Origin of the sequence: Pseudomonas mandelii (assembly GCF_900106065.1) — a bacterium.
In the GTDB taxonomy this organism is placed as follows: Bacteria; Pseudomonadota; Gammaproteobacteria; order Pseudomonadales; family Pseudomonadaceae; genus Aquipseudomonas; species Aquipseudomonas mandelii.
In genome coordinates this window covers 5,571,900-5,595,841 of sequence record NZ_LT629796.1, presented here as the reverse complement: position 1 = coordinate 5,595,841, position 23,942 = coordinate 5,571,900, and the positions used below count along the sequence as shown (strand labels likewise).

Annotated in this window: 20 protein-coding genes, 1 tRNA gene and 1 pseudogene; 15 read left to right on the top strand and 7 right to left on the bottom strand. The window is 57.5% G+C overall.

The window, feature by feature from the left end; genetic code table 11:
• Positions 1-109: 109 nt before the first annotated feature.
• The 7 genes and pseudogenes from BLU63_RS33435 to BLU63_RS25965 form a co-directional block, all read left to right on the top strand.
• A pseudogene (locus BLU63_RS33435) lies at positions 110-280 on the top strand (aldehyde dehydrogenase (NADP(+))); the annotation flags it as partial.
• A 320-nt stretch (positions 281-600) separates the two neighbouring features.
• Entirely contained in the window at positions 601-1,065 is a 465-nt protein-coding gene (locus BLU63_RS25990; RefSeq protein WP_083377303.1) for a thiol-disulfide oxidoreductase DCC family protein, read from the top strand.
• 145 nt (positions 1,066-1,210) lie between these two features.
• The gene (folE, locus tag BLU63_RS25985) at positions 1,211-1,771 is read left to right on the top strand and encodes a GTP cyclohydrolase I FolE (protein ID WP_083376603.1); all 561 of its coding nucleotides are present in this window, start codon (positions 1,211-1,213) and stop codon (positions 1,769-1,771) included.
• Positions 1,772-1,806: 35 nt separating this feature from the next.
• Positions 1,807-2,517: an SDR family NAD(P)-dependent oxidoreductase gene (locus tag BLU63_RS25980; protein WP_010460811.1), complete on the top strand. Its 711-nt coding sequence runs from the start codon at positions 1,807-1,809 to the stop codon at positions 2,515-2,517.
• A gap of 14 nt (positions 2,518-2,531) precedes the next feature.
• Entirely contained in the window at positions 2,532-2,837 is a 306-nt protein-coding gene (locus BLU63_RS25975; protein WP_010460813.1) for a DUF6482 family protein, read from the top strand.
• 25 nt (positions 2,838-2,862) lie between these two features.
• Positions 2,863-4,401, top strand: a complete 1,539-nt coding sequence (locus BLU63_RS25970) for a cryptochrome/photolyase family protein (protein ID WP_083376602.1) — start codon at positions 2,863-2,865, stop codon at positions 4,399-4,401.
• Between the two features lie 575 nt (positions 4,402-4,976).
• Entirely contained in the window at positions 4,977-5,945 is a 969-nt protein-coding gene (locus BLU63_RS25965; protein WP_083376601.1) for an EamA family transporter, read from the top strand.
• A 479-nt stretch (positions 5,946-6,424) separates the two neighbouring features.
• Here the strand turns inward: BLU63_RS25965 and BLU63_RS25960 are convergent, their stop codons facing one another.
• Positions 6,425-8,314, bottom strand: coding sequence for a sigma-54-dependent Fis family transcriptional regulator (locus BLU63_RS25960; protein WP_083376600.1), 1,890 nt, complete (start codon positions 8,312-8,314; stop codon positions 6,425-6,427).
• Positions 8,315-8,557: 243 nt separating this feature from the next.
• Here BLU63_RS25960 and BLU63_RS25955 point away from each other — a divergent pair, with 243 nt between their 5' ends.
• Positions 8,558-10,381, top strand: a complete 1,824-nt coding sequence (locus tag BLU63_RS25955) for an NAD(P)/FAD-dependent oxidoreductase (RefSeq protein ID WP_083376599.1) — start codon at positions 8,558-8,560, stop codon at positions 10,379-10,381.
• 30 nt (positions 10,382-10,411) lie between these two features.
• On the opposite strand, the gene BLU63_RS25950 is transcribed toward BLU63_RS25955, so the two are convergent.
• Positions 10,412-11,332: a LysR family transcriptional regulator gene (locus tag BLU63_RS25950; RefSeq protein ID WP_083376598.1), complete on the bottom strand. Its 921-nt coding sequence runs from the start codon at positions 11,330-11,332 to the stop codon at positions 10,412-10,414.
• Positions 11,333-11,446: 114 nt separating this feature from the next.
• On the opposite strand from BLU63_RS25950, the gene BLU63_RS25945 reads away from it, so the two are divergent.
• Complete coding sequence (locus tag BLU63_RS25945; RefSeq protein ID WP_083376597.1) at positions 11,447-12,316, top strand: NmrA family NAD(P)-binding protein; 870 nt, start codon at positions 11,447-11,449, stop codon at positions 12,314-12,316.
• 475 nt (positions 12,317-12,791) lie between these two features.
• Here the strand turns inward: BLU63_RS25945 and BLU63_RS25940 are convergent.
• From BLU63_RS25940 to BLU63_RS25920, 5 genes are all read right to left on the bottom strand, one after another.
• Positions 12,792-12,867 (bottom strand) — tRNA-Gly (locus BLU63_RS25940).
• A gap of 63 nt (positions 12,868-12,930) precedes the next feature.
• Positions 12,931-13,491, bottom strand: coding sequence for a CDP-diacylglycerol--glycerol-3-phosphate 3-phosphatidyltransferase (gene pgsA / locus BLU63_RS25935; protein WP_010460829.1), 561 nt, complete (start codon positions 13,489-13,491; stop codon positions 12,931-12,933).
• Between the two features lie 32 nt (positions 13,492-13,523).
• Complete coding sequence (uvrC, locus tag BLU63_RS25930) at positions 13,524-15,347, bottom strand: excinuclease ABC subunit UvrC (protein WP_010460831.1); 1,824 nt, start codon at positions 15,345-15,347, stop codon at positions 13,524-13,526.
• A 2-nt stretch (positions 15,348-15,349) separates the two neighbouring features.
• Complete coding sequence (gene gacA / locus BLU63_RS25925; protein WP_008015884.1) at positions 15,350-15,991, bottom strand: response regulator transcription factor GacA; 642 nt, start codon at positions 15,989-15,991, stop codon at positions 15,350-15,352.
• Positions 15,992-16,118: 127 nt separating this feature from the next.
• Positions 16,119-16,562, bottom strand: coding sequence for a GNAT family N-acetyltransferase (locus BLU63_RS25920; RefSeq protein WP_083376596.1), 444 nt, complete (start codon positions 16,560-16,562; stop codon positions 16,119-16,121).
• Positions 16,563-17,223: 661 nt separating this feature from the next.
• Here BLU63_RS25920 and BLU63_RS25915 point away from each other — a divergent pair.
• The 6 genes from BLU63_RS25915 to BLU63_RS25890 all read left to right on the top strand — a co-directional run bounded on the left by BLU63_RS25915 (position 17,224) and on the right by BLU63_RS25890 (position 23,934).
• Positions 17,224-18,312, top strand: coding sequence for a 3-deoxy-7-phosphoheptulonate synthase (locus tag BLU63_RS25915; RefSeq protein ID WP_083376595.1), 1,089 nt, complete (start codon positions 17,224-17,226; stop codon positions 18,310-18,312).
• Between the two features lie 289 nt (positions 18,313-18,601).
• On the top strand, positions 18,602-19,483 hold the full coding sequence (locus BLU63_RS25910; RefSeq protein ID WP_083376594.1) for an esterase/lipase family protein: 882 nt from the start codon (positions 18,602-18,604) through the stop codon (positions 19,481-19,483).
• 82 nt (positions 19,484-19,565) lie between these two features.
• Positions 19,566-19,847, top strand: a complete 282-nt coding sequence (locus tag BLU63_RS25905) for a peptidylprolyl isomerase (protein ID WP_007912303.1) — start codon at positions 19,566-19,568, stop codon at positions 19,845-19,847.
• 135 nt (positions 19,848-19,982) lie between these two features.
• A complete protein-coding gene (locus tag BLU63_RS25900; RefSeq protein WP_077747706.1) occupies positions 19,983-21,851 on the top strand; it encodes an extracellular solute-binding protein in 1,869 nt (622 codons plus the stop codon).
• Complete coding sequence (locus BLU63_RS25895; RefSeq protein ID WP_010460849.1) at positions 21,851-22,912, top strand: microcin C ABC transporter permease YejB; 1,062 nt, start codon at positions 21,851-21,853, stop codon at positions 22,910-22,912. The genes BLU63_RS25900 and BLU63_RS25895 overlap by 1 nt, the downstream gene beginning before the upstream one ends.
• Complete coding sequence (locus BLU63_RS25890) at positions 22,912-23,934, top strand: ABC transporter permease (RefSeq protein ID WP_083376593.1); 1,023 nt, start codon at positions 22,912-22,914, stop codon at positions 23,932-23,934. The genes BLU63_RS25895 and BLU63_RS25890 overlap by 1 nt, the downstream gene beginning before the upstream one ends.
• Positions 23,935-23,942 lie beyond the last annotated feature (8 nt).

The following is a 23,942-nucleotide window of genomic DNA, read 5'->3' as shown; positions in this document are numbered from 1 at the left end:
TTTAGGGTCGTTGATCTTGTCGAGGGAGGTTCAGCTGGCAAGCACTGAGTATTCAAGATTAGGACAGAGGCAGACGCCATTTGCGGTGGATCCGTCTGGAATTGGTCAAATTCACCATCGAGCAGGCCATCATCAAGAAGGCAGCCAGGCTCATCCACAGCTATTCGAAGCCGACGCTGAGCTACTGATCAACAATGACGAGTTACTTAAGCACGAGGTGTTTGGCCCGGTGGTCGTCGTCGTTGCGGTTAATGACCGGCACCAACTGCAGCAAGCCCTGATTTTCGGGGGGATTCACCAAGGCGATTCATGAAGCCCGGCGGATTTACGGTATCGCACATTACACGTAGCACATGAGCGCCAGGCTCCTGAGCGCGGTTTCAATGCTGTCCATCTAGCCTGGCAATTGCGCCTTGACCTGATGCGCAAATTCCGGACTCCCATTGACGAACCTGCTCAAAATGCTCGGGGAAAAGTGCAGCCTTCGAATGAACACCAGCCGCTCTTCCAGTTTGAGCGTAACAGCCAAATGAATCGTGCCCATTGTCAGTCCTTTTCTTTCAGCATATCTTGTACAAAACCTATACAAGGTCGCTAGAAATGTACAATAAAAAGGATTGGCCACTGACGCTGTACTTCGACGGTCAATGTCCACTGTGTGCGCGTGAAATCAAAATCCCGAATCGACACGCCACAGAGAGTCGACTGCTTTTTATTGACATCAGCAGCGGTGCGTTCGACGCCAAGGCACTCGGGTTCACTTTCGAGCAAATGCAGTCCTCGCTGCACGCCCGTTTCGCCGATGGCCGCTGGGTAACCGGTCTGGACGCCACCTTGTGGAGCTGGCGAGCCGCAGGCCTGGGGTTTTGGGCTGCGCCATTGACATGGCGTGCCATCCGACCGCTGCTTGCTTTAGGTTATCGCTGCTTCTGCCGCTTACGCCCCCATTTGGCATGGCTTCCTCACCCTGATGGCCGCCGTCGCTGTGTGGATGACCGTTGCGGGGTGCCGGAGTCAAAACCCGCACCAGACGAGCGGCCCACGTTGAAAACAAAGCAGCCCTAGAACGCTTCGCTTTGACATTGGCCCGACGAAGGAACTGGGTCATAGCTGATCGGGTGCACAACGTGTTTTCTGGTGCGCAGCAGGCACTCTCCTACTGCCAAGGATTGCCGAAACATGAAGCGCAGCATGGCTGCGAGGAATCTAAATGAACCCATCAATAGCCAAGCATTACCGTGAAATTCTCGTCGCCGTAGGCGAGAACCCTGAGCGTGAAGGACTGCTGGACACGCCCAAGCGCGCAGCCAAAGCGATGCAATACCTTTGCAACGGTTACACGATGAGTCTGGAAGACGTGACCAACGGTGCCCTGTTCGAATCGCAAAACGATGAAATGGTCATCGTGCGCGATATCGAGCTGTATTCATTGTGTGAGCATCACCTGCTGCCCTTCATCGGCAAGGCTCATGTCGCGTACATCCCCACAGGAAGGGTACTGGGTCTATCAAAGGTCGCCCGAGTCGTCGATATGTTCGCCCGCCGCTTACAGATCCAGGAAAACCTCACAAAACAAATTGCTGATGCCATCCATTACATCACCGATGCGGCCGGCGTGGCCGTGGTCATTGAGGCAAAGCACATGTGCATGATGATGCGGGGCGTGGAAAAGCAAAACTCTGTGATGACGACCTCAGTGATGCTGGGGGCCTTTCGCGAGTCATCCGCTACGCGTCTCGAGTTCCTGCAACTGATTGGGCGACGCAGTTAAGGCCCAAAATCTGCACAAGGTGTGGGAGAGGCAAAATGAACAGTTCCTTTGAGATGAACTCACTCGGCTACGGCTACCGCGCCTTGGTGATAGGCGCCAGTGGAGCGCTCGGCGCGGCGTTTTGTGAGTTGCTCAACGAAGATCCACGATGCTCGTTTGTTCGTGAGCTGGGGCGCAATAGTGCTCCAGGATTGGATCTGGAAAAGCCCGACAGCATCGCCAGCGCAGCCGCCGAATTAGCCGAAGAAGCCCCGTATCAGTTGATTTTGCATGCTGCCGGTCTGCTTCATCGCGAAGACATCAAACCTGAAAAAAGTTACACCTCTATTGAAGCGGATGCGCTTCAGGCGATATTCCAAGTCAACACACTCGGGCCTGCACTGATTTTGCGTCACTTCTTGCCCTTGCTTGACGCTCGCGGCGCAATGGCCGTGCTCTCCGCCAAGGTCGGCAGTATTGGCGATAACCGTCTGGGCGGCTGGTATGCCTATCGCGCCTCCAAGGCAGCGTTGAACATGTTGATTAAAACGGCTGCGATTGAACTGGCACGAACACGCCCTCAGACCCGCTTGCTGAGTCTTCATCCAGGCACGGTCATTTCGGGCCTGTCCCAGCCCTTTAAAGGCGCTTCTGCCGCCAGGCCTGCAAGCCTCGCTGCCCGCGAATTGTTATCACTGATTGATCGCTTGGCGCCTGCCGACAGCGGCAATTTCTTTGCTTATAACGGAGAACGCCTACCGTGGTAGGCAGGGAGTGAACCTTGAATCTGCAAGCGTTGACCGAACGGGCCGCCAATGGCGAAGTACGAGAGTTGGAGCTGCTGTCTCTGGAAGGCGGTTTTTATCTGGCGCGAGTCGGGCTGGATCACGGCCAGTTCACGCTGCTGGACGATACAGCGAAGCCTATGCACCTTCGCTCCATCAATCACCTGCGTGAGTTGTTGCAGTTTGTCCCGCCATTCCCCTGCGTGCTTGTGCAGCAGTGCGTTCATGACGAGATGTGCGGCTCACGTGAAGGGCGCATTGAGCCGTTACGCATTCCTTTCTCGCTGACTGCGCCTTGGTGAGTCACCTTCCGTTGGACTCTGTCGAATGAATAAGACTCACCGACTATGCCTGGTTTTGGGCGACCAGTTGTCCTTTGACCTGGCCTCATTGAAGGGGCTGGACAGCGAGCGTGATACGGTTTTACTGGTCGAAGTGATGGAGGAAGCCAGTCATGTGCCCCATCACCCGCAAAAAATCGCACTGATCTTCAGTGCCATGCGCCATTTTGCTGAGGCATTGCAGCAGCGTGGCATTCGCGTGCAATACGTCACGCTCGATGATCCGCAAAATAGCGGCTCGGTGCCGGGCGAGTTACGGCGCTGGCAGTCGCTGCTGCAGCCGGATGAGTTGCACCTGACAGAATGCGGTGACTGGCGCCTGGAGCAGTCGCTCAAAGATTGCGGCTTGGCGATTCAGTGGCATACCGATACCCGTTTTTACTGCACCCGATTCGAATTTGCATCCTGGGCCGAAGGCAAAAAGCAGCTGCGCATGGAGTTCTTCTACCGCGAGATGCGACGCAAGAGTGGCTTGTTGCTCAACGGCGATGGCAGCCCGGTCGGCGGCGCCTGGAACTTTGATGCCGAAAATCGCAAGGCACTGCCTAAAGGCGTTAGAGCCCCCTCACCCCTCCGTTTTTCGGCCGATGCCATCACTCAGGACGTGCTGGCGCTGGTTGCAAAAAACTTTTCCAGCCACTACGGCGCCCTCGACACCTTTGACTACCCGGTGACTCACGCCGATGCCCAAGCGCTGTGGGACTACTTCCTTGACTGGGGTCTGGCAGCCTTCGGCGACTACCAGGATGCGATGGCCAGTGATGAACCCTTCCTGTTCCACGCGCGGATCAGCGCCGCGCTGAATATTGGCCTGTTGGATCTGCGTCAATTGTGCAGCGACGTCGAGGCTGCTTACTGGGCGCACAGCATTCCATTAAACGCTGCCGAAGGCTTTATTCGTCAACTAATTGGCTGGCGTGAATATGTACGCGGCGTCTACTGGCTGAAAATGCCCGACTACGCCGGCGGCAATCTGTTTGGCAACAGCAGGCCGCTTCCAGAGTTCTATTGGACAGGCGACACCAAGATGAACTGCATGGGCCAGGCGATCGGCCAAAGTTTGAAACATGCCTATGCCCACCACATCCAGCGGCTGATGGTGACCGGCAACTTTGCACTGCTGGCCGGCATCGCGCCGCCCCAGATTTGCGACTGGTACCTGGCGATCTACATGGACGCATTCGACTGGGTCGAGCTACCCAATACATTGGGCATGGTCATGCATGCCGATGGTGGTTACTTGGGCTCAAAGCCTTACTGCGCCAGTGGCCAATATATAAAGCGTATGTCCGACTACTGCCGTAACTGCGCGTACAAAGTCAGTGAAAGCACGACGGACGACGCCTGCCCTTTCAATTCGCTTTACTGGCATTTTCTGATGCGTCACGGCGACCTTTTACGCAGCAATCAGCGCATGGGCATGGTCTATAAAAACCTCGATCGTATGACTGAATCCAAGCAGCAAGCACTCTGGGATCGTGGCCAGAAGCTGCTCGCCAAACTGGATGCCGGGGAGTCGTTTTGAAGAAGAGTGAACTACCGATCAAAACCTGTGCGGTCTGCGGATTGCTCTGCCCTACTAGAAAGATCTTCCAGTCCTAAAAACTTTCGTGCTGCTACGCCGATCTCTTCGACGGAGGATTCGCGATGCCAAATTCAGATCTGCTCCCTTCCCTGCTACTCAAGATCTATCAGAACCAGCTTGCCTTTGAGGCCGCCATCATGGAACTCACGCTTTGCGTCGAGCAGCGTGGATCGGTTCAAGGTAAGCAACGGACAAGCAAGTCCTCAAGCGAATAGCTAGTTTAAAGATGTATGGCAATTGGAGAGGGCCTGAAAGGCTCTCGTCTGGCCGAACATTTTTATCGCCATAACCAGCAAAAATATGGTCGGAATAGGCCTGCGCACCCTAGTCATACGATCTCCAATCATTAACCAAAGAAGCAAAAATCACCCCTCCAACGCAATACCAGAGCCTGCAACGCTCGAAACCCTCTTGCCCGGCCTACTCGAATACGATACAAACCAATCCAGTTGTACGACAACATTATAAAAATGCCCCCGCCACCTGAGTCGGCCTATCACTCTTCGAGACCTGCCATGCCCCGCCCTACGTATGCCCAAACCATACCGCCGCCCTTCCCCCGCCATCTCGCCGTGATCATACTTTTGTGCATGGGCTGCGCGTTCGCCGGTAACCATGTGGCGGCACGGGTTGCTTTTGATGATGGCGCGGGTGTGTTGTTGGCGATTTTGATGCGTTCTGGCGGGACCTTGCTGGTGCTCGCCATTCTGGTGTTGTGGCAAAAACAAAGTCTGCGTCCGCCGCCGGGTACCTGGCACTGGCAGTTGCTGTTGGGCCTTCTGATTACCGTGCAGAGCCTGTGTCTGTACTCCGCTGTAGCACGGATCCCAGTGGCGCTGGCGCTGCTGGTGGCCAACGTATTTCCTATCTTGCTGGCGTTGCTCACCTGGGTAGTGGGTGGCCCGAGACCGACTGCACGCACCGCTACGTTGATGGGTTTGATTCTGGTTGGGCTGGTGTTTGTGTTGGATGTCCCCGGGCGTGTGTCGACCACGACCAACGTCAGCCAAGAATGGCTGCTGGGCGTCGCGTTCGCGTTCTGCGCCGCCAGCGTGTTCGCATGCGCGCTGTGGATTACTGACCACAAGTTGTCTCAGGTACGTGGTTCGGTGCGCAGTCTGTTGACCATTTTTATCGTATTCGGCAGCGTCAATCTTGCGGGGTTGGCTGGCGCCCTTCCAGGCGGACTAAATCTGCCCGCGACGTCAACCGGATGGTTGGCCCTTGCCACCTTGGTGGTGCTGTACGGCACGGGTTTTATCGTACTGTTTATTTTGGTGCCTCGGCTGGACATGCCACGCAATGCGCCGGTAATGAACATCGAGCCGCTGGCGACGTTGCTGATGGGCTGGATTGTGCTGGATCAGATGCTCAGTGCGGGGCAGGTTCTGGGTGGGGCGATTGTGGTCACCTGTATCGTTTTGCTGACGTATCGCACATCAGCTATCAAGGCTGACGAAAAAGCGCGACGGGCACAGTGCTAATAGCAGGGATACTGCTTGGGGTTAAACAACGTAACCGCCGTCCTACCCGAGAACTTAGGTAGTCATCCATTGTGACTTCATTGAACGAGCGCCCTTTGGAAGATCGGAGGTGTGGAATGAACCCAGTAACACCTGACGGTCGTTACTTTGTTGTCAAAGGGCAGCTGTGGCGATGTTCTAATCCATCGCTTAAGGAGGATGTGCGGCAGAGTCTCGTAGATGAGCTCATGGCAGCTCGACGTGAGGTGAAGAAAGCTAAGGCTTGGTCCGGGTTGTAGCCCGCCTCCAGCCAGACCTCCTGTGATTGCTTGTTGCGCTTCACAACATGTTCACTTGCCCCTGCCAAGTGCTGCCAGAACCTACGGCCGTCCGCACTGCCCTGGTAGTCAGGAAAATAGACGTCTGGGGCTTATGCACTCAAACCGACATCACTTGGCCGGTATCCTTCAAGACGTCAGTCAGACACAGCGGTTCGGCATTCAACCGGGGCGCGAAATACCTTGCTGGCGCAGTTTTCGGTAGAGCGTATTACGGCTGATCCCCAGGCGGGCAGCGACATGAGCGATGTGCCAATGTTCCGCCTCAATCAACGTTAGCAGTGTCTGCCGTTCGGACACTCCAAGTGGGTTTTCGGCTAACACGGCTGGAACGGCCGGTAGCAACTCCGCCAAGTCCTCCAGAGTGACACGTCCCTCCATCGACAACGCTATCAGTGTGCGCAGACACGTACGCAGCTGCCGGACATTACCCGGCCAAGGATGCGTCAGCAAACGCTCTCTAACTCCGGCCTCGAGCCGAATCCTTGCATCTTTTGTCTCTTCGCGCAGTAGAAGGTCGAGCAAACGACCCTTGTCTGAACGCTCACGTAACGGTGGGAGCTGCACGGAGAAACCGGCAATGCGATAAAACAAGTCTTCGCGAAAACGCCCTTCGACCACACAGGTGTGCAGATCCTGGTGGCTGGCACTGATAAGGCGAATATCGAGAGGACGTGCCGTCGCGCCGCCTAGGGGCACCACCTGACGTTCCTCCAGCACCCGCAGCAGGCGAGTCTGCAACGCCAGGGGCATATCGGCGATCTCATCGAGAAATAGAATGCCGCCATGGGCTTGCTCCAGCTTACCGATCATTCCGTCCTTGCGTGCGCCAGTAAAGCTGCCGCCGTGATAGCCGAACAGCTCGCTCTCGATCAGCGTTTCTGGAATGGCCGCGCAATTGATCGCTACAAACGGCTGGCTAACCCTGGAGCTGGCGCGATGCAGCGCAGCAGAAAAAGCTTCTTTGCCTGTACCGGTTTCACCTTGTAAAAACACGGGTACGTCACGCTCCAAAACACGCAATGCGCGAGCAAAGCCGCGTTGCAAGCGCGGATCTTCGAGACACACTTGCCCGTCGTCAATTTTGGGGATTGCAGGAGTGCCGGAAGGCACTCGGCGTAAGGGTTCTCGCAACTGTCCGTAGAGCTGGCGTCCGTCCAGCAGCCGCATTGGCCAGCAGACACTTGGCTGCGAGCTGGCCTGACTCATCACCTGATCGAGAGGTGTCTCCAACAGCATCGTCAGAGATTGCCCAACCACCTGCTCACGGCTGAGGCCCAGCAGCTCGAGCGCCGCATGATTAACTGAACAGATACAAGCGCTCTCGTCGAAACTGAGCAACCCCTCCCCCAATAGCCCGACGTAGCCGGACTCCGGGTGGAAGCGCAGCAAGTATCGCTGCGGATCATGCCCCAGGAAATAACAGCTCTCGATCAAATGGGCCGTCAGGTTGGTCAATGCCATTGCTTTGAAGTGCTGCTGAAGACCTTGTTCTTCTCGCACAGAAGAGAGGTTAAGAACGGCGAGCAACTCTCCGCTCGCATCAAATATCGGGCTGGCCGAACAGGTTAAGCCGGCATGCTTGCCACGGAAATGTTGATCACGACGGATAGTGACATGCTGTCGCTCGACCAGGCAGGTGCCGACACCGTTGGTTCCCTCACAATCCTCGCTCCATACCGAACCGAGCCACAGTCCGGAACGCTGCAATTCGGCTCGTTCGGAGTCATTGAACACGCTGTCGATCGCCACACCGCGAGCGTCGGTGAGTAGCACCACGTGGCCATCACGTCCGAGCTGTTGGTGCAAGTTGCTCATCTGCCAGTGAGCCACAGCGATGATGTGTTCCAGTGGCGCGCGGTGATCCTGCAAGCGTGGATGCTCAACCACGTTAGGTGCGCGGCGACTGGCAGGATCGAGCTGATATTGATCCAGGCACCGGCGCCAGGATCGTGTGATGGCCAAGTCAGCAATAGGGCCATGGGTGGCGTGAGTACCCTGCACGGCTTGCAGCACTTGTTGTGCATGGGCGTTGATCAAGGCCGGCTTCATTATTCTTGTTCTCCGTTACGGTTAGGACACGGGTCTGTTCGCAGCTTATATGAAAAGATCGCAACCAGCGCTTTTTGCACCGAGTGACACTCTGTCATCCACCATTTTCAGAATCGTGACAGATCTGCGAATCCAAGCCTGAGCAACACCGCAGCAGCCGCTCTGCAATGGGGCTTTCGCGAAGGTGGCCCGAGCCTTGCTCAGGGGCAAGTTGTACAAAAACAACAAGATCGGAGAAGCCCCATGAACATCGCTGTTGAAACACCTCTGCACACGCCAACTGCTCAACTCGCGGCTTGGGTCGAAAACCTCGGCGAGCGTCTCACCCAACGTGATGTGGACGGCGTACTGGAACTGTTTGCCGAAGAGTGTCACTGGCGTGACCTGCTACTTTTCAGCTGGAACCTGGTGACCCTCGAAGGCAAGCCTGCCATCCGAGACATGCTCGAAGCACGCCTCGACCAGACTCGTCCTGAGCGATGGAAACTGGAAGGTGAAGCGACGCTGAATGACGGTGTGCTCGAAGGTTGGATCAGCCTGGAAACCGAAGCGGCGCGAGGTAAAGGCTACGTTCGCCTAAAAGACGGTGTGTGCTGGACGCTGTTGACAGCCATGCGCGAGCTCAAAGGCTTTGAAGAACCCAGTGGCCGCCGTCGTCCAATGGGTGCAAGTCATGGTCACACCCACGCCGACAAACGCAACTGGTTAGAGCGTCGCCAAGATGAAGAAGCTTCGCTAGGCATTACCACCCAACCTTACTGCCTGATCGTTGGTGGCGGCCAAGGTGGGCTGGGGCTCGCTGCGCGGCTCAAGCGAATGGGCGTGCCAACTCTGATCGTCGACAAAGCCGAGCGTCCTGGAGATCAGTGGCGCGGTCGCTACAAGTCGCTGTGCCTGCACGACCCTGTCTGGTACGACCATATGCCTTACCTGCCCTTCCCCGATCACTGGCCAGTCTTCACCCCAAAAGACCAGATTGGAGACTGGCTGGAAATGTACACCAAAGTCATGGAGCTCAATTATTGGCCGCGTACCGAATGCGTGAGTGCCAACTTTGACGAGCAAAGTGGCACCTGGGAGGTTGAAGTTCAGCGCGACGGCGAGCGTGTGACTTTACAGCCCACCCAGTTGATCCTCGCCACTGGCATGTCTGGCGTCCCCAACGTTCCTGTTTACCCGGGTGCTGAGATTTTCAAGGGCCAGCAGCACCATTCCAGCCGCCACCCCGGCGGGGACGCCTGGCGCGGCAAGCGCGCGGTTGTCATCGGTGCCAACAACTCTGCTCACGATATCTGCGCCGACTTGGTGGAGAACGGTGTCGAGGTGACCATGGTGCAGCGCTCCAGCACCCACATCGTACGCTCTGACAGCTTAATGGATCTCGTCTTCGGCGGGCTCTACTCCGAAGATGCCTTGGAGTCGGGTTTGACCACCGACAAGGCCGACATGCTGTTCGCCTCGATCCCCTACAAGGTAATGCCAAGCTTTCATCAACCGATCTTTGAAGCGATCAAGGAGCGTGACAAGGACTTTTACGAGCGCTTGGCCAAGGCCGGGTTCATGCTGGATTTCGGTGACGACGAATCTGGCCTTTTCATGAAGTACGTCCGCCGTGGTTCTGGTTACTACATCGACGTCGGCGCCTGCGAACTAATCGCTAACGGCACGATCAAGCTCAAAAGCGCGCCAGGCCTGGGTGTCGAACGCATCGAAGCAGATGCCGTCGTCCTCAACGATGGCAGCCGCCTACCTGCAGATCTGATCGTCTACGCCACGGGCTATGGCTCAATGAATGGGTGGGCGGCGAAGCTGATTTCCCAGGAAGTCGCTGACAAGGTCGGCCGTTGCTGGGGACTGGGGTCTGGAACCACGAATGATCCTGGTCCGTATGAGGGCGAATTGCGCAACATGTGGAAGCCCACACAGCAGGAAAACCTCTGGTTCCACGGTGGCAACCTACACCAGTCACGGCATTATTCGCTGTATCTGGCGTTGCAGTTAAAGGCGCGCTTCGAAGGCATCGACACATCCATCTACGGCCTTGCAAAGAGTCATCACGCTGGCTGAGTCAGAAGGCGCCCAACCGAGGTTGGGCGCTCAATCGGCACGGAAACGCTGGCTGAGCGATCCTTGAAAATGCTCCAGCAGAAAATCCACGAACACTCGTGTTTTGGCCGGCAAAGCTTTTCGGGACGAGAAGTACAGCGAAACGACACCTAGATCCACATACCAATCCGGTAACAAACGAACCAGATCACCGCGTTGCAACCAAGGCCACGCGCGCTCCATCGGTACCAGCCCGACACCCAACCCCATCAATGCACAGCTACACAATGCTTCTGGATCGTTCATTATCGCCGTCGGTTTCAGGTTGACATCAAACCGCCCTTCTCCAGCATCCCGAAGTGTCCAGTTGAGCAAACGCCCTGTGCTGGTCGAACGCATTACGATGCCATCCACCCCCTGCAAATCGCCAGGAACAACGGGCATTGTCCGCCCCTCCAACCACTGCGGAGCTGCAACAGCGACAAGATGAAGTTTGGCCAACTCTCTCGCTACGATTCCCGAAGATAATTCAATACCGCCACCAATGGCCACATCAAAACCTTCACCAATCAAATCGACGCGACGGATTTCCAAGTGCCAGTCCGGAACTACCTCGGGGTAACGCTGTTTGAAACTTTTGAGTAGTGGCAGGACATAATCGTAAGCGAAAGACGGAGACAAATTGACCCGTAATCGCCCTGCGGGGACTTCTCGGGCATCACCTATTTGCGCGATAGCACCTTGGATGGTTTCGACGCTGCCCGAGACTTGCTGGTAGAACAATTCTCCTGCCTCAGTGAGGGTCAGGCTTCTTGTGCTGCGCTGGAAGAGCCGGGTGCCTAAATTGGCTTCGAGCCGTGCCACATTCTTACTCACGGCAGCAGCGGAAATCCCCATACGCCTGGCGGCTTCGGAAAAGCTGCTGGCCTCCGCGGCGCGAACGAACGATTCCAGATTGCCGAGGGTTTCCATGGTCATCTCCAACTTTTGGTTGAAGGTGATTCTACCGATTGGAGACTAATTTATCCCTGATGCTTTGGTCATGATTGTGCCTACCGGATCATTACGATTGGAAAGCAAAGACTCATGACAAAAATTCTAGTTACTGGCGCGACAGGCAGATTGGGCAATGCAGTCTTGCGTTCACTGGTACAAAAAATCCCGGCATCAAATGTTGTGGCGATGGCACGTGATACTGAAAAGGCCGAGCCTCTGGCTGCCTTAGGCATAGAAGTGCGCTACGGGGATTACACCGACTACGATTCGTTGGTGGCGGCATTCGAAGGAGTTGAAAAAATCTACCTGGTATCAGCCGTTGCGTTCAGTGATCGTGTTGCCCACCATACAAACGTGATCGTTGCTGCCGGCCGGGCGGGTGTTCGCCATGTGGTTTACACCAGTATTCAACGGATCAACGATGAGCTGGCACCTATTGAAGGGGTGACGGAGAGCGATATTGCTACCGAGCGACTTCTTGAAAAGTCGGGCCTCACGTACACGATTATTCAACATCCGTTATACGCCGACGACTTGCCCTTCTTCATCGGAGCCAATGCGGCAAATGAAGGCTTCAGCGTCCCAGCAGGCCAAGGTCGAATTGGGCCAGTCACCTACGCAGAGCTTGCAGAAGCAGGTGCTGCCTTGCTCACCCAGACTGGGTACGAGAACCGCACCTGCTTGCTAAATGCAGGACAGACGTGGTCATTCCAGGATGTCGCAGACGGGTTCTCTCGATTGACGGGCATGCCCGTTGAGTACCAGCCAATTTCCGCTGAAGCATTCATTGCAGCTCGGGAAAGTGAAGGCTGGCCAACTGCGGTCGCGAAATTCATCAGCGGCTGGGGTAACGCCATCGATGAAGGCGCTTTTGACCAGAGCAGTCGTACGCTTGAAAAACTGTTGGGCCGTAAGCCAAAACATTTGGAAGGGATGCTAAAGGAAGTCTTCAAACTTTAAGTAAAGCCACTTCCCCAAGCCCAATCTCTTGTAGCAACCGCTGGAGAAACGCCAAGCCGTTTAACCCCACTTTCTGCACCTAATCATTTTCTGTACGCCGGCAAGACTCCGGCAAAGCAGGCTGTGATCAGGTTCGGAAAGCCTGGAGGCATACAATCCCCAAACCGCAGGCGCTCCTGCGACACCACATATTGGCAATGACCTGGACCTTGAAGGACTCGAAATAGGGACGGCATTCTTGTGGAATGGGCGTCCGCTTAAAAAAGGCTAAAGAGTGAGAGATGTACGGGTCCGGCGATGCGTCATCTATCTGGAAACGGCTATCAGCAAAGCCCGGATTTCAATGTACTCATTGATGTACTTAAAATTCGTGGCTGCAGGTAGATTTCGGTAGAATTCGCCGGAACGAAAAAAGAGGCCGAAGCCTCTATTTTCTAGATTTGCAGAGCTCAATGAAGCTCTGCAAAACAACATCTGGAGCGGGAAACGAGACTCGAACTCGCGACCCCGACCTTGGCAAGGTCGTGCTCTACCAACTGAGCTATTCCCGCGTCTTGGTGTGGCGCATTCTATAGAATCCAGAAGCCCCGTCAACCCTTTGATTCAAAAAAGTTTTATTTCTTTTCCACGTCGGTCTTCAGATGCGGCCAGGCAGCCCGCAGGTATTGGACCATGGACCACAATGTCAGGCCGGCAGATACCAGCAGCAAGGCATAACCGATCAAGACCCAGAAGGTAAAGTCCGATGGATTGGCCAGCAGGATCACCAGCGCCAGCATTTGCGCGGCGGTTTTCCATTTGCCCAGGTTCGACACGGCAACGTGAGCCCGTGCACCGAGTTCGGCCATCCACTCGCGAAGTGCCGAGACGACAATTTCGCGACCGATGATGACGGCCGCCGGCAGCGTGAGCCACAGGTTGCCGTGTTCTTGCACCAGCAACACCAGCGCAACGGCCACCATCAGCTTGTCAGCCACGGGGTCAAGGAACGCCCCGAATGGTGTGCTTTGCTCCAGACGACGGGCCAGATAACCGTCCAGCCAGTCTGTGGCGGCGGCAAATGCGAAGACCGAAGCGGAGGCCATGTAGCTCCATTGGTACGGCAGGTAGAACAGTAAAATGAAGATCGGGATGAGCAGGACGCGTAGAACGGTAATCAGATTAGGGATATTCATCGGCACAACTGGCTACGAGGTGAGGTGGCATTCTACTCGCTGTGCAGATTTGCATAAATCAACTCTGCGAGCTTTTTACTGATCCCGGGTGCTTTGGCGATCTCTTCGATGCTGGCACGAGACAGCTCCTGCAATCCACCAAAATGTTTTAACAAATCTCGGCGGCGTGTCGGTCCGACGCCTGCAACGCCCTCAAGTGTCGAGGTGCGCCGGGTTTTACCACGGCGGGCCCGGTGCCCGGTAATGGCGAAACGGTGGGCTTCATCGCGTATCTGTTGAATCAGATGCAGCGCGGGGGAATCACCGCGCAAGGTAAATTCGTGAGCTGCGTCGTTGAGGTACAGGGTTTCAAAACCGGCCTTGCGCGTCGCCCCCTTGGCCACGCCCAGCAGAATCAGGTCAGGCACCGCCAGCTCATTGAGCACGTCGCGGGCCATCGACAGCTGACCCTTGCCGCCGTCCACCAGCAGAATGTCCGGCAACTTGCCCTCCCCGTCCTTCAGTTTGCTGAAGCGCCGCGTCAGGGCCTGGTGCATGGCCGCATAGTCGTCGCCCGGGGTGACGCCTTCGATGTTATAACGACGATAGTCGGACTTGATCGGGCCTTCCGGACCGAACACCACGCACGACGCCACGGTGGCTTCGCCGCTGGAGTGGCTGATGTCGTAGCACTCCAGGCGCTGTGGCGGCTCGTCCAGGTTCAAGACTTCTGCCAGGGCATCGAAACGCGCGGCGACGTGTTGACGGTTGGCCAGCCTCGCGCCCAACGCCTGCTCGGCATTGGTGACCGCCAATTGTTGCCAGCGTGCTCGCGTACCCCGTACCCGATGGCTGATGGTCAACTCGCGACCGCGCAGCTCTTCAATGGCCGCAATGAGGGTCGGAAAGTCTTCGTGAACCACGTTGACGATCAGTTCGCTCGGCAGGTCGCGCTCAGGACTGGTAATGAAGTACTGGCCGAGAAAGGCAGCCATGACCTCGGAAACGTCCTCGTCGATGCCGACCTGAGGGAAGAAGTTCTTGCTGCCCAACACCCGCCCACCGCGCACGCTGATCAGGTGAACACAGGCACCGCCCGGATTGACGAACGCAGCGATCACATCGATATCGCCGGTTCCGCCTTCCATGCTTTGCTGATCCTGGACTCGACGCAGCAGCGAAATCTGGTCACGCAACTCGGCGGCGCGCTCGAACTCGAGGTTGATCGCCGCCTCTTCCATGCCCGCGGACAACTCGTCGGTCAGCGCATTGCTGCGGCCTTCAAGGAACATCACTGAGTGGCGAACGTCCTCGGCATACACTTCGGGCTCTACCAGCCCGACACACGGGGCCTTGCAGCGCTTGATCTGGTATTGCAGACAAGGGCGCGTGCGGTTCTTGTAATAGCTGTCTTCGCACTGGCGAACAAAAAACGTTTTTTGCAGCAAGCTCAAGCTTTCGCGAATCGCGCCCGCGCTGGGATACGGACCGAAATACTTGCCCTTGGCCTTTTTCGCACCGCGATGAATGCTCAGACGAGGAAACTGGCCATCCGAAAGAAAGACGTAAGGGTAGGATTTGTCATCGCGCAGCAGGATGTTATACGGCGGACGCCACTCCTTGATCAGCGTCTGCTCAAGCAGCAAGGCTTCCGTTTCGTTGGCCGTGATGGTGGTTTCGACCTGGGCGATACGGGCGACCAGCGCCGCCGTCTTGGGCGCGAGACCGGACTTGCGGAAGTAGCTCGACAGGCGATTTTTCAGGTTCTTGGCTTTGCCGACATACAGAAGGCGAGCATCGCTGTCGAACATGCGGTAGACGCCGGGGCGCCCACTGACGGTCGACAGAAAAGCGCCTGGATCAAAGACTTCGGTCATTTTCAGAGGCTGGCATCGACCATGCCGTGACGCACCGCCAACAGCGTCAGCTCGACATCACTGCTGATCGAGAGCTTCTCGAAAATGCGGTAACGGTAAGTGTTGACCGTTTTGGGCGACAGGCAGAGCTTGTCGGAAATGATCTGGACTTTCTGACAGCCGACAATCATCAATGCGATCTGGATCTCGCGTTCCGACAGCGCGTCGAAGGGCGAATCGTTGGTCGGCTGAAAGGATTTGATCGCCAGTTGCTGTGCAATCTGCGGGCTGATGTAGCGTTGCCCGGCAAACACCAGGCGAATGGCCTGGACCATTTCCGGCAACCCGGCGCCCTTGGTCAAATAACCGGCGGCACCGGCCTGCAGCAGCCGCGTAGGAAACGGATCTTCCTCGCACACGGTAACCGCGACGACTTTGATGTCCGGATGACTGCGCAATAACTTGCGCGTGGCTTCAAGACCGCCGATCCCGGGCATCTTGACGTCCATCAGCACCACATCGGGTTTCAACTCACGCGCTTTAAGCAGGGATTCCTCCCCCGACTCAGCCTGGCCGACTACTTGCAGGCCATCGATGTCAGCCAGCATTCGTGTAATGCCTGTACGAACGAGATCATGGTCATCGACTACTAGCACCCTAATCAAGCAGACACCTCGCGATATGGTCTTATTGGGTTGCCGGACACCTTAGCAAAAAGCGACTGGCAGACCTAGCGGCAAGCGCTATATAAAAAGTTTCAATACATCTTGAAAGGCTTGTCGCTAGCGTGTTTCAGCGATACAGCTCATCGACATCACGCTGCATTCTCAGGAAACACTCGTCTTGGCCGGCTACCTTCAGTCCTTTTCTCTCGTACAGCGCTTTGGCCGGATTCGTTTCAAAAACTGTCAGGCGTAATGCTGGACGCCGTTCCTTGCTCGCCATGGCCAATACCTGATCGATCGCCCAGGAACCGGCACCCTGCCCCTGAAACGCTTCCAGCACGTGCAATTCGCGGATATACAAAGCCCTGGAGTCGCGACTGAGGCTCACATAACCCAGCAAGACATCGTCCCGGACAATCAACCAGTTCTCGCGCCCGGCCCAGGCGACATCGAACGCCTCGTCCTGCCAGAGCAGGTCATTTTGAATGTAATAGCGGAGCATGTTGCGACAGGTCAGTTCGCGAGCGAAATCAAGGTCGCCGGATGTTGCCGGGCGCCAGTCAAAAGCCATTAAAACCTCCGCAGGTGCCAACGATCAGTGTCGTCATGGTTCGCCCTTGTGACATCACTCGTGAGTGACGCCCAAAGTGTGTCACAAACCTCGACCACTCAAGCGATAGAAAAGGTGATCGGTCATCGATAGCATTTTCTGATTGAAACCGCGCACCGGCCTCTAGTAAGCTCGGCGCATTCATCGGAGACAGACCATGTTCAACGCCCTCTTACAGCTTCGTACCGCCAGCGCCTCGCGCTCGGTTACGGCTGCCCGGGCGACTGACGTTTGTGCTCCGGTCAGCTTTTATTTTGGGTATTGGTTTAGCCACTGGCGCGCCTGATACCCACACGGCGCCCACTTTAAACGGGTCGCCACCAGAGAATTCTCAACCCCCGGTCGGCCTCCCGACCGGGGGTTTTGTTTTTTCAGCCCCTGATTTTTTTGCGACACACCAGACAACCAGAGGATTTACGAAATGAACTACGCCACTTATTACCGTTACGACAGTTTTTCCGCCTGGCGATTTAGCAGCCTCCGCTCGGGACAGCCTGCCGCCTCCGATCGGTCACCCACAGGTGGCAAGCACACACACGCAGCCAATCCGGCCAATTGTCGAACACCCCAGTAGGGCCGAGCGCGCGGGAACGAACCCGCCGCCAGCCCAGGAAGCCTGAATATGAACTCGTCCGTCTCTGCTCTGCCGCTGTCCACCTTGAGTCCCGCCAATGAAGCGCTGACCCTGCGTCTGCCCAGCTCGTTGCAACTCAAGCAGCAACTGCCCCTCAACAACGCCCTGACCCGGCAAGTCGCCGCCCACCGCGACGCGGTCCGCGCGATCCTCAACGGTGAAGATTCCCGTCTGCTGGTCATCGTCGGCCCTTGCTCGATTCACGATCCCCAGTCCGCCCTCGAATACGCCACCCACCTCGCTCGCCTCGCCGCCGAAGTCAGCGACCAGCTGTTGCTGGTAATGCGCGCCTACGTCGAAAAGCCCCGCACCACGGTCGGCTGGAAAGGCCTGGCCTACGACCCGCAGCTTGACGGCAGCGATGACATGGCCGGCGGCTTGACCCTCTCCCGTGAACTGATGCGCGAGATGCTGCGCCTCGGCTTGCCAATTGCCACCGAACTGTTGCAACCGATGGCGGCCGGCTACTTCGACGATCTGCTGAGCTGGGTCGCCATCGGTGCCCGCACCACCGAGTCGCAAATCCACCGGGAAATGGCCAGCGGCCTGAGCATGCCCGTCGGATTCAAGAACGGCACCGATGGCGGCGTGGCCGTTGCCAGCGATGCCATGCGTTCGGCCGCCCACCCGCATCGTCATTTCGGTGTCGACAGCCAGGGGCATCCTGCGATCATTCAAACCCCTGGCAATCCCGACACCCATCTGGTGTTGCGCGGCGGTCATCGCGGGCCGAACTACGATCGCGACAGCGTCGCCCAAGTGAACAGCGACTTGACCCGACTCAAGATCCCCGCACGGATCATGGTCGACTGCAGCCACGCCAACAGCGGCAAAGACCCGGCTCGTCAGCCCGCCGTATTCAACGATGTGCTTGAGCAACGCCTGCAAGGCGATCAATCGCTGATCGGCATGATGATCGAGAGCCATTTGTTCGAAGGCTGCCAGCCCTTGAGCCCATCGCTGCGCTACGGCGTATCAGTGACTGATGGCTGCCTCGGCTGGACCGGAACGGAACACCTGTTGCGACAGGCCGTCGACCGGCTGCGGGCACAGAACGGCGTTCAGCGACCGGCATAACCACCGCCGACCTTCCAGCCCTCGATTCGAGGGCTGGGCGTCTGAAAAGCGAATCGGTTGACAGGTAAACGGCGTTGACACAGTAGGCCGTTGCATTGATGCGCTCGGCGAGCGACAAAAAGATGTCCAAATATTCCGAACGGGACCTCAGGCTCTTTCGAACTTTCCTACGTTTTCTATACCTTTTTCATCAACTTACAGCGGATTCCTCATACATCGCCGAGCCGCTGGTGTGCTTTAGAGTGAGCCCATATTCACCTCTCTGAACCATCGCGAAAAAGGAATGAACATGCTACGGAATGCAACTACTCAGTATCCAATCCTGTTGATCCACGGCCTCTTCGGCTTTGATCGCATTGGCAAAGTCGAACTCTTCCATGACGTCAAGCAGGCCCTCAGAAGTGCCGGTGCAAGAGTGTTCATCCCCCACCTCTCGGCTACCCAAAGCAACGAAGTGCGCGGTGACCAACTGTTGGCACAGATCGAACGGGTGCTGGAAGGAACCGGCGCCCACCAGGTCAACCTGATCGGTCACAGTCAGGGTGCCCTCGCAGCACGTTACGCCGCCGCCATCGCGCCGGAGATCGTCGCGTCGGTGACTTCGGTCAGCGGCCCGAACCACGGCTCGGAACTGGCCGATTTCCTGCGCAAGGCCCTCACACCGGGACGCCTGCCGGAACACGTCGCGGCCACGGTTGCCACGCTGTTTGCTGATTTTCTGTCGTTGCTCAGCGGTCATCAGCGTTTGCCGCAGAACGCCATCGCCGCGCTCAACGCCTTGACCACCGAAGGTGTGGGCGCGTTCAACGACAAATACCCGCAAGGACTGCCGAAAACCTGGGGCGGCAAGGGGCGCGAACTGGTGAACGGCGTGCGTTATTACTCCTGGAGCGGCACATTGCAGGGTGACCTTCTCGATAAAGGGCTGGGGGCGGTCAGTCCGCTGCACGGTTTCCTCCAGGCCTTCTCTCGCTACTTCACCACCGAGGCAGAGCAAAATGACGGCATGGTGGGCCGCTACAGCTCCCATTTAGGCAAAGTCATCCGTTCCGACTATCCGCTGGATCATCTGGACAGCCTCTGTCAAACCGCCGGCCCGCTGCGCAAGGGCATCGATCCGATTGCCTTGTATGTGCAGCATGCCGAGCGCCTGAGAAATGCCGGCCTATAATCTGTCCGGAACTTTGTCGAGAAATAGGCCACTGAATCCGGTAGGCTCCGCACTTTACTGAACATTGAAAGGAGAATTTTCCATGGCTAAAGCCACTGCCCGTCACATCCTGGTTAGCTCGGAAGACAAGTGCAACGAACTCAAGGCCCAGATCGAAGGCGGCGCTGATTTCGCCGAAGTTGCCAAAGCCAACTCCACTTGCCCATCCAGCCGCCAGGGCGGCGACCTCGGCTCGTTCGGTCCAGGACAGATGGTCAAGGAGTTCGACACCGTCGTCTTCAGCGCACCTATCAACGTGGTGCAAGGCCCGGTCAAGACCCAGTTCGGCTACCACCTGCTGGAAGTGACCAGCCGTCAGGACTGATCAGCACTCTGATATTCTGCACAGCGGCCCGCCTTTTGGCGGGCCGTTGTGTTTCGGATACGTAATACGGCTGGCGAGGGACGCGCCGCTAGCGTACAAATTGCGGTTATCGACCACCCGGCTCTAAGGCTGACAATGCGACTGGCTTTCCCCACTTTGTTGTTCACTGCCATGGCCCTGCTGTTGAGTGCCGTCGGTGTGAATGCTGCACCGCAACATGCGTTGACCGTGTACGGCGAACCGGCGAAGTACCCCGCCGGCTTCAGTCATTTCGCCTACGCCAACCCGCAAGCCCCCAAGGGCGGCACGATGCGTCGCTCGGCCATCGAGATCGGGCATTTCGACCATATATTGCCGTACATCGACAAAGGCATTGGCGTCACGCAGATCGACGGCTTGCTCTACTCGCCCCTGGCCCAGCGTTCGCTGGACGAACCCTATACCGTGTACGGTCTGGTGGCACAGAAAATGGAGCGCTCCGACGACGGTATGTCGCTGCGCTTCTATTTGAATCCGAAGGCGCGTTTCGCCGACGGCACACCGATCACCGCCCAGGACGTGCGCTACACCTTCGACCTGCTGATGACCCAGGGCAGCCTGCGCTATCGCACCCAGTTCGCCGACGTCAAAGGCGTCGAAGTCGAAGCGCCGCTAACGGTCCGGTTCGACTTCAAAAGCAACGAAAACCGTACCTTGCCCCTCGACATCGCCACGTTGCCGGTATTTCCCGAACACTGGTGGAAGACCCGTGACTTCGCCAATGGCGGTGGTTATGAGGCGCCATTGGGCAGCGGCCCTTATAAGGTGGGCAAGGTCGACTCCGGTCGCAGCATCACCTTCGAGCGCAACGCCACCTGGTGGGGCAAGGATTTGCCGGTCAGCCGCGGCCTCTACAACTTCGATCATTTCAGCATCGAGTACTTCGGCGATACCGACGTCGCACGCCAGGTCCTGCGTGGCGGCGCCTATGACTACAACCGCGAATTCTCCGCGACCGGTTACTCCATCGGCTACGAAAGCCCGGCCCTGAGCGACGGTCGCCTGCAAAAAGCACATCTGGCCACAGAAGCCCCGCAATCGGCCCAGGGTTTTGTCTTCAACCTGCAAAAACCGATATTCCAGGACCGCCGAGTGCGCCAGGCCCTGGCCATGCTCTGGGATTTCGAGTGGAGCAATCGGCAGATGATGCGCGACCTGTACATCCGCCAGCAAAGCTTCTTTTCCAACACCGACCTCGCCGCCCGCAAACTGCCGGACGCCGGCGAGCTGGCCATTCTCGAACCGCTGCGTGGGCAGATTCCCGACGAAGTCTTCACCCAGGTCTTCGAAGCGCCGAAAACCGATGGCAGCGGTCTGATTCGCGACAAACAATTGCAAGCGCTGGACTTGCTCGAGCAGGCCGGCTGGAAACCCGACGGCGACCAACTGGTCAACGCCGAGGGCACGCCACTGAGTTTCACTTTTCTGGTCAGCCAAAACGGCATGGACCGATTGCTCCTGCCATACAAGCGCACCTTGAAACAGATCGGCATCGACCTGAACATCCGCCGCATCGACGCGTCCCAGTATGTGAATCGCCTGATGAGCCGCGATTACGACATGATCGTCACCGGCTACCCGGTCACCACTTCACCGGGTGGCGAGCTGTTCAACTACTTCGGCTCGGTCTCGGCCAACGACCCCGGCGCCAACAACTACATGGTGCTGAAGAACCCGGCGGTCGACACCCTGATCAACGGCCTGGTCCGCGCCAACACCCAGCCCGAAATGCTGCGTTACGCCCACGCACTGGACCGGGTGCTGCAATGGAACTACTACTGGATTCCCAACTATTACCCGCCGGGCACTTCAACGGTGTGGTGGAACCGGTTCGGCATGCCCAACGAGCAGGCCAGTAATGACGAAGCCATCGAAAGCTGGTGGGAAGTGAGCACCACGCCGCTGACCAACCAGCAGATGACGGCGGAAAAAATCCGCCGTGGCACACCCGGAGGGCCGCATTGATGTGGGCTTACATACTGCGGCGTCTGCTGCTGATCATCCCGACGCTGGTGATCATTCTTCTGGTCAACTTCGTCATCGTCCAGGCTGCACCGGGCGGTCCGGTGGAGCAGGCCATCGCGCATTTGCAAGGCATCGGTGGCGCCAGTGTCGGCGGCGGCTCCGGGGAGACCATGTCCGGCACCTCCCGGGCCAGTCGCGGTCTCGACCCGCAATTGATCAAGGACATCGAAAAGCAGTACGGCTTCGACAAGCCCGCACACGAACGCCTGTGGCTGATGCTCACCAGCTACGCGCGCCTGGACTTTGGCAAGAGCTTCTTCCGCGGCGCCACCGTCACCGACCTGATCCTGGAAAAAATGCCGGTGACCATTTCCCTCGGGCTATGGGCGACGCTGATCACGTACCTGGTGTCGATCCCGCTGGGCATCCGCAAGGCCGTGCATCATGGCAGCCATTTCGACATCTGGAGCAGCACGGCAATCATCATCGGTTACGCGATGCCGGCGTTCCTGTTCGCGATGTTCCTGATCGTGGTCTTCGCCGGTGGCACCTCTCTGAACTGGTTCCCGGTGCGCGGACTGGTGTCGGACAACTTCGAATCGCTGTCGACCGTGGGCAAGATCGCCGACTATTTCTGGCACCTGGTGCTGCCGGTGACGGCGTTGGTGATCGGCGGTTTCGCCACGCTGACGATCCTCACCAAGAACTCGTTCCTCAATGAAATCACGCGCCAGTACGTGGTCACCGCACGGGCCAAAGGCTTGAGCGAACGACGCGTGCTGTACGGCCATGTGTTCCGCAATGCGATGTTGCTGGTGGTGTCGGGGATTCCCCAGGCGTTCATCAGCGTGTTCTTCGCCGGGTCGCTGCTGATCGAAGTGATTTTCTCCCTCGATGGCCTGGGGCGCATGAGCTATGAGGCTGCCGTGTCGCGGGACTATCCGGTGGTGTTCGGCTCGCTGTTTATCTTCACGCTGTTCGGGCTTTTGATAAAACTGATCGGCGACCTCTGCTACACCCTGGTCGACCCGCGTATCGACTTCGCCGCGAGGAACGCCTGATGTTCAAGCTCTCGCCGTTAGGCCGTCGCCGCTTTGAACGCTTCAAGAAAAACCGTCGGGGCTGGTGGTCGCTGTGGCTGTTCATTGGCCTGTTTCTGCTGACCTTGGGCGGTGAGTTGATCGCCAACGACAAACCGCTGGTGGTCAGTTATCAGGGCCAGTGGTACTTCCCGGTATTCAAGCGCCACACCGAGCAGGAGTTCGGCGGGCAACTGCCGTTCCAGGCTGACTATCGCAGCGAATACGTGCAAAAGCTGATTCACAAGGACGGCGGCTGGATGCTGTTCCCGCCGATCCCGTTCAGCGATGACACGCCCAACTATGAACTCAATACACCGGCGCCAAGCCCGCCCTCCAGCGTCAACTGGCTGGGCACCGACGACCAGTCCCGGGACGTCATGGCCCGGGTGATTTTCGGCGCACGGGTGTCGATCCTGTTTGCGTTGATGCTGACCTTCGTCAGCGCCTTGATCGGCATCGCCGCCGGCGCTTTGCAAGGCTATTACGGCGGCTGGGTCGACCTGCTGGGTCAACGCTTGCTGGAGGTCTGGTCCGGTCTGCCAGTGCTGTACTTGCTGATCATTCTGTCGGGGTTCGTCGAACCGAATTTCTGGTGGCTGCTGGGGATCATGGCGCTGTTTTCCTGGCTGGCGCTGGTCGACGTGGTGCGCGCCGAGTTCCTGCGCGGTCGCAATCTGGAATACGTCAAAGCCGCCCGGGCGCTGGGCCTCACGGATCGAAAAGTGATTGTCCGGCATATCCTGCCCAACGCCATGAACGCGACCTTGAGCTACCTGCCGTTCATTCTCACCGGCGCCATCTCCACCCTCACGGCCCTGGATTTTCTCGGCTTCGGGATGCCGGCCGGCAGCGCATCGCTGGGCGAGCTGATCGGGCAAGGCAAGCAGAACCTGCAAGCGCCGTGGCTGGGGCTGACGGCGTTTTTCACCCTGGCGCTGATTCTTTCCTTATTGGTGTTTATCGGCGAGGCGTTGCGCGATGCCTTTGACCCCCGATCCTGACGCGGACT